12 protein-coding genes are annotated in these 11,406 nt (G+C 71.6%); 6 read left to right on the top strand and 6 right to left on the bottom strand.

The genetic code is table 11. From position 1 onward, the window contains the following. Positions 1-5: 5 nt before the first annotated feature. The 5 genes from GUY59_RS24040 (at position 6) to GUY59_RS24060 (ending at position 3,190) form a co-directional block, all read left to right on the top strand. Entirely contained in the window at positions 6-230 is a 225-nt protein-coding gene (locus GUY59_RS24040; protein WP_138202911.1) for a DUF2945 domain-containing protein, read from the top strand. Continuing rightward, the gene (locus GUY59_RS24045; RefSeq protein WP_138202909.1) at positions 227-556 is read left to right on the top strand and encodes a DUF3140 domain-containing protein; all 330 of its coding nucleotides are present in this window, start codon (positions 227-229) and stop codon (positions 554-556) included. The genes GUY59_RS24040 and GUY59_RS24045 overlap by 4 nt, the downstream gene beginning before the upstream one ends. A gap of 154 nt (positions 557-710) precedes the next feature. Beyond that, positions 711-2,063: a TrkH family potassium uptake protein gene (locus GUY59_RS24050; RefSeq protein ID WP_138202907.1), complete on the top strand. Its 1,353-nt coding sequence runs from the start codon at positions 711-713 to the stop codon at positions 2,061-2,063. Then, entirely contained in the window at positions 2,056-2,718 is a 663-nt protein-coding gene (locus tag GUY59_RS24055; protein WP_138202905.1) for a potassium channel family protein, read from the top strand. The genes GUY59_RS24050 and GUY59_RS24055 overlap by 8 nt, the downstream gene beginning before the upstream one ends. A gap of 28 nt (positions 2,719-2,746) precedes the next feature. Beyond that, positions 2,747-3,190: a CBS domain-containing protein gene (locus tag GUY59_RS24060; protein ID WP_138202903.1), complete on the top strand. Its 444-nt coding sequence runs from the start codon at positions 2,747-2,749 to the stop codon at positions 3,188-3,190. Positions 3,191-3,221: 31 nt separating this feature from the next. Here the strand turns inward: GUY59_RS24060 and GUY59_RS24065 are convergent, their stop codons facing one another. Genes GUY59_RS24065 through GUY59_RS24085 form a run of 5 tightly spaced genes read right to left on the bottom strand, consistent with a single transcriptional unit; the run spans position 3,222 to position 8,136 of the window. Further along, the gene (locus GUY59_RS24065) at positions 3,222-3,881 is read right to left on the bottom strand and encodes an ABC transporter ATP-binding protein (protein WP_161714663.1); all 660 of its coding nucleotides are present in this window, start codon (positions 3,879-3,881) and stop codon (positions 3,222-3,224) included. After that, a complete protein-coding gene (locus tag GUY59_RS24070) occupies positions 3,874-4,770 on the bottom strand; it encodes an ABC transporter ATP-binding protein (RefSeq protein WP_252375250.1) in 897 nt (298 codons plus the stop codon). The genes GUY59_RS24065 and GUY59_RS24070 overlap by 8 nt, the downstream gene beginning before the upstream one ends. After that, positions 4,767-5,624 (bottom strand): ABC transporter permease, encoded by an 858-nt coding sequence (locus tag GUY59_RS24075; protein WP_138208338.1) that lies wholly within the window; start codon positions 5,622-5,624, stop codon positions 4,767-4,769. The genes GUY59_RS24070 and GUY59_RS24075 overlap by 4 nt, the downstream gene beginning before the upstream one ends. Continuing rightward, positions 5,624-6,601 (bottom strand): ABC transporter permease, encoded by a 978-nt coding sequence (locus GUY59_RS24080; RefSeq protein ID WP_252375249.1) that lies wholly within the window; start codon positions 6,599-6,601, stop codon positions 5,624-5,626. Before GUY59_RS24080 ends, GUY59_RS24075 begins: the two co-directional genes overlap by 1 nt. Then, positions 6,598-8,136, bottom strand: a complete 1,539-nt coding sequence (locus tag GUY59_RS24085) for an ABC transporter substrate-binding protein (RefSeq protein WP_138208337.1) — start codon at positions 8,134-8,136, stop codon at positions 6,598-6,600. The genes GUY59_RS24080 and GUY59_RS24085 overlap by 4 nt, the downstream gene beginning before the upstream one ends. A 141-nt stretch (positions 8,137-8,277) precedes the next feature. Here GUY59_RS24085 and GUY59_RS24090 point away from each other — a divergent pair, with 141 nt between their 5' ends. Continuing rightward, positions 8,278-10,395: a DEAD/DEAH box helicase gene (locus GUY59_RS24090; RefSeq protein ID WP_252375248.1), complete on the top strand. Its 2,118-nt coding sequence runs from the start codon at positions 8,278-8,280 to the stop codon at positions 10,393-10,395. Positions 10,396-10,413: 18 nt separating this feature from the next. Here GUY59_RS24090 and GUY59_RS24095 read toward each other — a convergent pair whose 3' ends face one another. Continuing rightward, a complete protein-coding gene (locus tag GUY59_RS24095; RefSeq protein ID WP_138208336.1) occupies positions 10,414-11,175 on the bottom strand; it encodes a hypothetical protein in 762 nt (253 codons plus the stop codon). Positions 11,176-11,406: the final 231 nt, after the last annotated feature.

Here is an 11,406-nt window from a genome sequence, read left to right on the forward strand (position 1 = left end):
AGCGCATGGGAAAGAAGAAGAAGGAACCGTCCGAGGGTGACGAGGTCACCTGGAGCAGCCACGGCTCCACCGCCAAGGGCAAGGTGGAGAAGAAGCTCACCAAGAGGCAGAAGGAGGCCGGCCGCACGGTCGCGGCCTCTCCGGAAGAGCCCCAGTACGTGGTGCGCAGCGAGAAGAGCGGCAGGAAGGCCGTGCACAAGCCGTCGGCGTTGCGTAAGGAGGGCAAGTGAGCGACGACCGGCGCGCGGTCGCGGCAGAGTTCGGCGAGGCCGTGAACATGACCGCCGGCGAGCTCGAACGCTGGCTGGCCACCGACGAGTCGCAGTCGGTCGGCCAGAAGGACGGCGGCGGCGAGTCGGTCGGCCACGAGTCGGGCAGGAGGATCATCACGCTCCTGCGGAAGAAGAAGGGCGAGTGGACGGACGACGACTACGAGCACATGAGCAAGGTCGTCGGCTACATCCACCGCCATCTCGCGCAACGTCCCTCCGGCGACGTGACGTCGTCCAGGTGGCGTTACTCGCTGATGAACTGGGGTCACGATCCGCTCAAGTGACGCCGGGCCCCTGGACGGACCGGCGGCTCCGGTGCGCCGGCGCCCCCGGAGGCTGTTACCGTAGTGCGCTGTGAGCAGGGAAGTCTCGTGCTTCGACTGCCGGTTGAGGGTTCCCTAGGGGCGTTCACATGCGTGACATGCGGGGCGGCGGCCGATGGTGAGCGCGACGCCGTCGTTTCCTGCCAGGTTCCGGCATCCCGCCCAGCTCGTGGTCGCCGCGTTCGGGCTCGCCGTGGCCATCGGCACCGCGCTGCTCTCGCTGCCGATCGCCACAGCCGAGGGCGAGGCCACCGACACCGTGGTCGCGCTGTTCACCGCCGCCTCGGCCGTCTGCGTCACCGGGCTGGCCGTGGTCGACACCGCGTCGCACTGGTCGACGTTCGGCGAAGTGGTGATCGCCGGGCTGTCCCAGGCGGGCGGCCTCGGCATCATGACGCTGGCCACCCTGTTCACCCTGCTGGTGTCGGGCCGGCTGGGGCTGCGGACGCGGATCGCCGCCCAGACGGAGACCAAGACCCTCAGCATGAGCGACGTGCGCAGGCTGGTGCGCAAGGTCTTCCTGTTCAGTCTCGCCTGCGAGGCCGTGGCCGCGGTCCTGCTCACGGGCCGCTTCGTCATCGGCTACGGCGAGTCCTTAGGCCGCGCCGCCTATCTCGGGGTCTTCCACGCGATCTCGGCCTTCAACAGCTCCGGATTCGTGCTCTGGCCGGACAACTTCATCCGGTTCGTCGCCGACCCGTGGATCTGCCTGACCATCGCGGTCGCGGCCATCGTCGGCGGGCTGGGTTTCCCCGTGGTGTTCGAGCTGGCCCGGTCATGGCGGCATCCGGGCAAGTGGACGGTGCTGACCAGGATCACCGTCGCGGTGACCGTGACGTTGCTGGTGTTCGGCACGCTCGTCTTCCTGGCCACCGAATGGCGCAATCCCCGGACCTTCGGCCCGCTCGACGACGGCGGCAAACTGCTGGCCGCCTTTTTCACGTCGGTGATGCCGCGCTCGGCCGGGTTCAACGTCGTGGACATCGGGCAGATGTACCCGTCGAGCTGGCTGGCCACCGACCTGCTGATGTTCATCGGCGGCGGCAGCGCCGGCACCGCGGGCGGCATCAAGGTGACCACGATCGGGATGCTGGCCTTCATCGTCTGGGCCGAGCTGCGCGGGGAGAGCCGGGTGAACATCGGTCACCGCCGGCTCCCCGAGACGACGCAGCGCCAGGTGGTCACGATCACGGTGATGGGCGTCGCCCTCGTGGCCGTCGCCACGTACACGCTGCTCGCGCTCACCCCGCACAGGCTCGACCAGGTGCTGTTCGAGGTGATCTCGGCGTTCGGCACGGCCGGTCTGTCCACCGGCATCACCCCCGCCGTCGGCACGGCAGGGCACCTGCTGCTGACGGTGCTCATGTTCATCGGCCGGATCGGCCCTCTCACCCTGGGCTCCGCCCTGGCACTCAACAGGCGCGCCCGCCACTACGAGCTACCCGAGGAGCGAGTCATCGTTGGCTGAGTACAAGGGCGACCCGGTCGTCGTCATCGGCTTGGGGCGATTCGGCACGTCCCTGGCGCTGGAGCTCACCCGGCGCGGCACGGAGGTGCTGGCCATCGACAGCCGGCCCAAGATCACACAGAGCCTCGCCGGGCGGATCACCCAGATCGCGACCGCCGACGCCACCGACATCGAAGCGCTGCGCCAGCTCGGCGTGCCCGACTTCTACCAGGCGGTGGTGGCCGTAGGCAGCGACGTCGAAGCCAGCATCCTCGCCACGTCTCTGCTGGTCGAACTGGAGATCAACGACATCTGGGCCAAGGCCATCAGCACCCAGCACGGCCGCATCCTCAGCCGTATCGGCGCCCACCACGTCGTCTTCCCCGAGCACGACATGGGCGAGCGGGTCGCCCACCTGGTCAGCGGCCGGATGCTCGACTACATGCAGGTGGACGAGGATTTCGCGCTGGCCAAGACCACGCCGCCCAAGGAGTACGTCGGCATCCCGCTCGGCCAGTCCAACCTGCGCCGCAAATACGGCGTCACCATCGTGGCCGTCAAGCCGCCCGGCGAGGAGTTCACCTACGCCACCGCCGAGACCGAGCTCTCGTACGGCGACGTGATCCTCGTGTCGGGCCGCACCGAACAGGTCGAACGCTTCGCCGAGCTGCCATGACGGCTAGGCTCGTGCAGCGGAGGTCATGATGCGCGCACACGCTCTCGCGGCCGAGTTCCCCACGGCCACCTTGGACACCCCGGCGCTGGAGGCGGCCCGGCTGCTCGCCGAGCGCGATCTGCCCGGGCTCATCCTGGTCGACGACGCCGGGCTGCCGATCGCCATCCTGCCCGGCACGCAGGTGCTGCGCCTCGCGGTGCCCACCTACTGCCGGGAAGACCCGGCGCTGGCCCGGGTGGTCGACGAGGCCCACGCCGACCTGTTCCTGCGGCAGCTCGGGGGGCGCACCGTCCGTGAGTGCCTTCCTGAGCAGCCGCGTGAGCTGCCGGTGGCCGACACGCAGGCGACCGTGCTGGAGCTGGCGGCGCTCATGGCGCGCACGCGCAGCCCGCTGGTGGCCATCGTGGACGACGGCCGGCTGGTCGGGGCGGTCACCCTGCAGGCTCTGCTCGACCGCGCCCTCGCACTGTGACGCTCGCCCGCCCGTTGTCCGAACCGGGTGTTCATCCCGCCCGGCGGGCGGGCTGGGGGTGGGGTGACCAGGTGCGTACGTTGCCGCGCGCCCAGCGGTCGAGCAGTTCCGTGTCGTGGCTGATGGCCAGCACCCCGGCCCCCGTGCGCTCCCGGTACGCCTCGATCCTGGCGACGAGGTGGGCCTGGGTGGAGGCGTCGAGCATGGTGGTCATCTCGTCGCAGATGAGGTAGCGCGGTTCGAGCGCCAGAGCCCGCGCCACGCAGGCGCGCTGGAGTTGCCCGTCCGACACCTCGTGCGGCCGGCGGCCGAACAGCTCGGCCGTGAGGCCCAGTTCCTCCGCCAGGACGCGGGCTCGTTCCAGGGGCCGACGGTTGGCGCGCAGCGGCTCGGTGATCACGTCGTGCAGCGTGAAGAGAGGGTCGACGGCCAGCCGGGGCTGCTGGAAGATCAGCCCGATCGAGGTGCGCTGGGGCGCCCGGTGCCGCCACCGCGTCGCGGCCTGCCCGTCGACGGTGACCGTGCCCGCGGAGGGACGCAGCAGGAGGGCGAGCACGCGGGCGAGGGTGGACTTGCCGCAGCCGCTGGGCCCGGCCAGGCCGAGGACCTCGCCGGGAGCCACGGACAACATGACGGCGTCGAGCACTCGGTGCCGGCCGAAGGAGACGGTGACGCCGTTGGCCTCAAGCATGGTGGCAGGCCACTCCTTTTCCGCTCATGACGGGGAGTTCTTCGCATGCGGGTGTCGCCCGGGCGCAGCGCGGCTGGAAGGAGCAGCCGTCCGGCAGGCGGGTGAGCTCGGGCGGCTGCCCGGGGATCGGGACGAAACCGCGGGTGGGCAGCGCGTCCAGCAGCCCGCGCGCGTAAGGGTGGCGGGGGCCCGCGAAGAACGCGCCCGCCTCGGACAGTTCCACGATGCGGCCGGCGTACATGACGGCGATGTCGTCGGCCACCCGCTCGGCCGCGCGCAGGTCGTGCGTGATGACGAGCACCGCGCGGCCTTCGTCGCACAGGCGGCGCAGCTCGGCCATGGTCGCGTCCACGAGGGGCCGGTCCAGGCCGGTGGTGGGCTCGTCGGCGACGATCAGGGGCGGGTCGCCGGCGAGGGCGAGCGCGTTGGCGACGCGCTGCGCCATGCCGCCGGAGAGCTGGTGCGGGTAGCGGTCGAGGTCCTGCGGGCGCAGCCCGGCCCGCGCGGCGACCTCGTCGGGCGCCTCCGTACGGCCGAGCTCGCGCAGCGCCTCGGCGAGCTGGGCGCGGGCGGTGCGGACGGGCGTGAGGTGGGCGGCGGGGCTCTGCGGGACGAGACCGATCATGCGCCCGCGTACCTGCCTGGCCAGCACCTTCTCCGGGGCGGCGACCAGGTCGAGCGGGCCGAGCCAGGCGTGCCCGGTGACATCGGCGTTGCCCGGCAGCAGGCCGAGCAGGGCGTGCGCCATCACGGACTTGCCGCAGCCGGACTCGCCGGCCAGTGCCAGGCAGCGGCCCTCGCGCAGCTCGAAGCGGGCGTCGGTGACCGCGTGCACGACCGCGCCGGGCAGCCGGAAACGGACCGACAGACCATCGACGCGCAGCTTCACAACACCGGCTCCGATCTCCACCGCGGGTTGGTCCGGTCGCGCAGGTGCTGGGCGAGCGCGGAGACCGCGAGCGTGGGCAGCAGGATGAACAGCCCGGGGAACAGACTCGGCCACCAGTCCCCCGCGAGCAGCGAACGCTGCCCGTCGTTGATCATGTTGCCGAGGGAGGCCAGGTGGGGCGGCAGTCCCAGGCCGAGGAAGCTGAGCGCGGTCTCGTGCCAGATGGCGTGCGGGATCATCAGCACGGTGGCGAGCAGCAGGTGGGGGGCCAGATTGGGCAGGAAGTGGCGGCGGATGACGCGCAGCCGGCCAGAGCCTCCGGAGATGGCGGCGTCCACGAAGGGCCGGCCGCGCAGTGACAGCACCTCGGACCGGACGATCCTGGCGGCCGTGGTCCAGTGGGTGACCGCCACCGACACCACCACGGCGACCGCGCTGGGCGCGAACAGGGCCACGATGAAGATGCCGAACAACAGGTGCGGCAGCGCGTTGAACCCGTCGACCATCCGCATGAGCAGCCGGTCGGCCGTTCCGCCCGCCGCGCCGGCGGCCAGCCCTACCAGGCCGCCGATCATCACGCTGGCCAGGGCGGCGACCAGACCGACCAGGATCGACACGCGCAGCCCGTAGACGGAGCGGAGCAGCACGTCCCTACCGACCTCGTCGGTGCCGAACGGGTGGCCGGGCGAGGGCGGCAGTGAGGCGGTCCGCAGGTCGACGAGCTGCTGGTCGAGCTGGACGATCAGCGGCACCAGCACCACGGCGAGGACGAGGACGGCCAGCGTGCCGAGGGCGAGCCGCAGCCGGCGCACCGGCCTGCGGGCTGCTCCCGTGTTGTCCTGTGCGATCGTCATCAGCCCACCCCGAGCACGCGGACGCGGGGGTCGGCCACCGTGTAGGCCAGGTCCGCCAGCAGGTTGCCGGCCACGACCGCGAGCGTGGCCAGCAGGGTGAGCGCGGCCAGCAGCGGGAAGTCGACCGACAGCGCCGCCTTGATGGTGGTGCCGGCCACTCCGGGCCAGGAGAACACCGCCTCGACCAGGATCGCCCCCGTCACCAGCTCCGGCACCCTGGCCCCCATGATCGTGATGAACGGCAGCAGCGCCGAGCGCAGCGCGTGCCGCAGCAGCACCGTACGCCCGCGCAGCCCGCGCGCCCGCGCCCCCGTCACGAAGTCCTCGCGCAGCACGCCGATGACCGACTCCCGCACGAACAGCAGCAACCAGGACGACTGCGAGAACGCCAGCACGGCCACCGGCAGCACCATGTGGCGCAGCAGGTCGGGCAGCGTCACCGTGGTGGAGGCGGCGTCGGTGAGCCCGCCCGCGGGCAGCCAGCCGAGCGTCACGGAGAACACCCAGATCGCCAGCAGCCCCACCCAGAAGACCGGGGCCGCCTCGTTGGTGTACGCCGCGCCGGTGACGAGCCGGTCGAGCCACGAGTCGCGCCGCCAGGCGGCCAGCGTGCCGACGACCGGCCCGGCGACGAGCATCACCACGAGCGCGCAGCCGACGACGAGCAGCGTCCAGCCCAGCCGCTCGCCGATGACCTGCGCGACCGGCAGGCGCAGCGACCGCGACTCTCCGAGGTCTCCGGTGAGCAGGTTGCCGAGCCAGGTGGCGTACTGCTCCATCAAGGGCTTGTCGAGTCCCCAGTTTGCCCTGATCCCGGCCATGACCTCCGGGCTGGTGATCATGGCCCGCTCGCCCAGGTACTGCCGTACGGGGTCGAAGGGGGACGCCTTGGCCAGCGCGAACATCCCGAACGTCACGGCCAGCAGCAGCGGCACGGTGAAGGCGAGCCGCCAGGTGACGATCCGCACCCAGGTCACGAGGCGGGCTTCCAGTTCACGACCGTGCCGAGCAGGCCGCCGGTGGAGTGCTCGTGCGCCTCGACGCCGATCCGCAGCCCGCTCCAGCCGCCGCGGACGACGTAGGTGTGCTTCAGGTAGACGAGGTACAGCCAGACGGCGTCGTCGCGGATGAGCCGCTGCACCTCCTGGTACGTCTTCTCGCGGGCGGCCCGGTCGGACGTTCGGCGGCCGGCGTCGAGCAGCCGGTCCATCTCGGGGTTGTCGTACCGGCCGGGATTGAAGTAGCCCTGGCCGGCGTAGGAGGAGTGGAACAGCTCGTAGTTGGTGTAGTCGGGGTCGTACGGGGTGCCGTACCCCATGATCAGTGCGTCCTTGGCCATGCGCTGGTCGATGGCGTCCCAGTCGAGCCCGGCGAGCCGCACGTCGATGCCCACCTGTTTGGCGTCGGAGGCGACGGCGAGGGCGAGTTCCTTGCGCAGCGAGTCGCCGGCCGGGTACATCAGCGTGAACCTGGCGGCCGTGCCGTCCTTGGTCCTGATGCCGTCGGCGCCCGCCTTCCAGCCGGCCGCCTCCAGCGTCGCCGCGGCCTTGGCCCGGTCGGGTTGCGCGGAGCCGGTGACGGAGGGGTCGTGCCAGCCGGTGCCGGGCGCGATCGGCCCGAACGCGGGAGCGCCCGCTCCCGCGAGGATCGCCGACACCATCGCGGAGCGGTCGACGGCCAGGCTGAGCGCCCTGCGGACGGCCAGGTCGCCGGTCACGGGCTGGTCCATCGGGAACATGACGCCCCGGTAGTCGGCGCTGGGTGCCTCGTGGACGGTCACGCCCGGCTGGTTCCTGAAGCGGGCGACCGCCTTGGGCGGCAGTTCGGTCGCGGTGTACTCGCCCGCCGCCATCCTGGTCGCCCTCGCGTTGTCGTCCGTGGTGTACGCGAGCACCAGGTTCTTGACGGCCGGCACGTCGCCCCAGTAGCCCTCGTTGGCCTTGAGCGCGATCTTGTCGCCCTTGGTCCAGGACACGAACGCGTACGGGCCGGTCCCTACCGGCTTGCCGGACAGATCGGATTTGTCGGGCACGATGCCGAGCGTGGCCCGCTGCACGATGGGCGCATAGGGGTACTTGAGGTGGAAGACGACCGTGCGATCGTCGGGCGCGTCGACCTTGTCGATGGCGGCGTAGTCGCCCCTGATCGGCGAGTTGTTGCCGGACTTCAGCACCTCCTCGTAGGTGTAGACGACGTCCGCGCTGGTCAGCGGCCTGCCGTCGTGGAACGTGACACCCTGGCGCAGGGTGAACTCCACCTTCTTCCCCTCCGCCTCGGGCAGCGACTCGGCCAGGGCGGGCTGCACCTTCAGGTCGGGCGTGCGCCGTACGAGCCCGTCGAACATCAGCGAGCCGCCGTCCGGGGCGTAACCGAGGACCGGGTTGAGCGCGTCGGGCTCCGAACTCAGGCCCAGCACGACGGTGTCCTGCGCGGCCGGGGCGGGCTGCGAGGGAGCCGAGCACGCGGTCAACGCCAGGACGAACACCCCGAACAGCGCGGATCTTCGCTTCATGCTGGCGACCTTAAAGCGAGTGAATACTAATTGCAAGCAGGTCGCAATAGTGGTGCGGGCGCCGCATAGGGACCCCGTGCCACGGTTCGCCCGCGCGGGCCGTTACACGGTCGCAACCTTGGCTACGGCATCCTGGGTCCAGTGGAACTCCGTGACGCGGACCGTCTGCTCGCCGCCGCACGCGCGTTGCTGGGCGAGCACGCCGTCGTGCACCGGAACGCCGCGGCCGCGCTCGACAAGGTCCGTCTCGACGCGGCCAGAGCGCAGCTGGAGTCGGTTCCGATCTCCCGTCTGAAAGACGTCACCGACGGCCGGCTGCGGGTCGCCACGCTGGAGAGTTCCGGATACACCACGGTGCGGCAGGTGCTGGAGGCCTCGGCGTACCGGCTGCAGTTACTGCCGGGGATCGGCGCGCGCACGGCCGGCCACATCCACGCGGCCGCACGCCAGCTCGAGCGGGCGGCGGCCGACGCCGCGAGCGTGCGCATCGACGTCGAGCACCACGACCAGCCGGTCACCGACCTCGTGATCGCCCTGCACGGCCTGGTGCGGGTGGGCCCCGACCTGCCGCGCGCCCTCGATGCCGCCCGCGACCTGGAGGGGCGGCTGGGGCCGCTGCTGGCCGCGGCCCGGCCGGCGCGCAGCCGCCTGCGCATGTGGTTCACGCTGCCCAAGCGGCGCCAGCGGGCGCGCGACGCGCTGGCCGAGATCTCCGGGCTGCTCGACACCTCCCAGGAGACGCCGCTGCTGCTCGCCCAGGTCACCACCGACCTGCTGCGCCCGCCCGCGTCCGACCTGGAGGCGTGGACCGACTTCGAGTCCCGCTCCCCCGAATACTTCGGCCTGCTGACCGAGCTCGCCGGCGAACCCCTGCCGACGGGCGAGACCTCGCTGCCCGGCGACCTCGCGGCCAAGGTCGGCGGGCAGCAGCTCGACGACACCCGCCGCCGGGTGTCGCTCCGCGGCTACCAGGCGTTCGGCGCCCGCTTCGCCCTCGCCCAGGAACGGGTGATCATCGGCGACGAGATGGGCCTGGGCAAGTCGATCGAGGCCATCGCCGTGATGGCGCACCTCGCGGCGAAAGGGGCGACGCACTTCCTGGTGACGTGCCCCACGAGCGTGCTCATCAACTGGGTGCGTGAGGTCGAGTCGCGCAGCACCCTGCGCGCCCACCCCCTGCACGGGCCCGACCGGCTCGCGGCCCAGCAGGAGTGGGAGCGGCAGGGCGGCGTCGCCGTGGCCACCCTCGACAGCCTCCACCGGCTCGGCACGAAGGCCGTGCCCGGCCTGCTCGTCGTGGACGAGGCCCACTACGTCAAGAACCCGCAGGCCAAGCGGTCCCAGACGGTCGCCTCATGGTGCGGGCGCGTCGACCGCGTGCTCTTCCTGACCGGCACCCCGATGGAGAACCGCGTCGAGGAGTTCCGCGTCCTGGTCTCCTATCTGCGGCCCGACCTGGCCGTCGGCCTGCGCAACAGCGACATGGTGGCGGGTGCGCAGGCGTTCAGGAAGGCGGTCGCGCCGGTCTACCTGCGGCGCAACCAGCAGGACGTGCTGGCCGAGCTGCCCGACCGGGTCGACGCGGACGAGTGGGTGGAGTTCAGCGGCGCCGACTTCACCGCCTACCGGCGGGCCGTGGCCGACGGCAACTTCATGGCCATGCGCCGCGCCGCCTACGCCGAGCCCGCCACCTCGGCCAAGTTGAAGCGCCTGCTCGAACTCGTCGAGGACGCCGAGGCCAACGGGCTCAAGGTGGTCGTGTTCTCCTACTTCCGCGCGGTGCTCGCCTGCGTACAGGCGGAACTGGACGGCCGTGCGCACGGGCCGCTGTCGGGCGACGTCGGCGCCGCGCGCCGGCAGCAGGTGGTCGACGAGTTCACCGCGGCCAAGGGGCACGCGGTGCTGCTCAGCCAGGTGCAGGCCGGCGGGGTGGGGCTCAACCTGCAGGCCGCCTCCGTCGTGATCCTGTGCGAGCCGCAGGTCAAGCCGAGCACGGAGAACCAGGCGATCGGCCGCGCCCACCGGATGGGACAGGTGCGCAAGGTGCAGGTGCACCGGCTGCTCACCGTCGACTCGGTCGACCAGCGCATACTGAACATCCTGCAGCGCAAGTCGCGGCTCTTCGACGCCTACGCCCGGCGCAGCGACCTGGCCGAGTCGGCGGCGGACGCCGTCGACATCTCGGAGCAGACCCTCGCCCGTCAGGTGGTCGAGGAGGAGCAGCGCCGCCTGCTCGACCGCGGTGACGCCCCCGATTGAGGTGACGGCGTCAGGCGCTCAGCGGCCGAGCCGCGCCTTGGCGACCGGCACCAGCACCTGCCCGGTGACGAACTCGCTCCACAACCCGAACCTCAGCGCCGACCCGGGCCTGGCCGTGGACTCCACGAAGCCGACGGTGCGGCCGTGGTGCTCGCGGGTGGCGCCGAACGACAACCGGAACCTGGTGGTGCCGGCGCGCTCCTGCGGCGGGGTGTCGTTCGGCGGCAGGATCTCGTCCATTGCCCACCGGTAGTGCTCGCGGTACGGGTGCGAGACACGTTCCATGGTCTGCTCCAGCACCACGCCGGTGGAGGGCAGCACGACCAGCACGCCGGGCGTGCGGCCGATCCGGGTGTTGAAGGCGAGCACCTCGCGCGGCTCCCCGGTGGCGTACTCGGCCAGCCCGCTGCCCACTTGGGAGCCGTCCGGGCAGGCGGCGGCGCCCTTCTCCTCGATGAGGGCGCGGTCGCAGGTGGGGAAGGCGTCCGGGTTGAAGCGCACCGACCGGTCGAACAGGAACACGAACCGCCTGGCGCCCGCGGGCACCTGCCCGGTCTCGGCGCGGCTGCGGCGGTCCCATGCGAGGGTCACACTGTGGCCCGGGCCCGCGGTCGCCGTCACCGACAGGGAGTCGAGGTTGCGGGCGCCCTCGACGTCCGCCTCGTGGGGCCGTTGCGGCCCGCCCGGCGCGGGGTCGGCGGGATGGGCGTACGCGGGCGTCGCCAGAGCGGGAAGGGACACGAGCGCGGTCAGAGCGGCCAGTACGATCTTCGCCTTCATGATGCCTCCGAGGGATCGATCAACGTCGCGGTGGTCACTCAACCAGCGGGCCCCGAAAGATCACGTAAAGCGGATGAGGAGACTTCCAGCATGTCTGAAGCGTTCGGGGGTGTTGCTACGGTTCTCGCCCGGTAGTGATGACGTGACGGGGAGACCGGATGGCGCTCTGGCCAAGAGGGCCCCAGGATCGGTTTCGGCACGCCGGGCCACCCCCACGCCATGGCCGCCCCC

Origin of the sequence: Nonomuraea sp. K271 (assembly GCF_009908215.1) — a bacterium.
GTDB classification, from domain to species: Bacteria; Actinomycetota; Actinomycetes; order Streptosporangiales; family Streptosporangiaceae; genus Nonomuraea; species Nonomuraea longispora.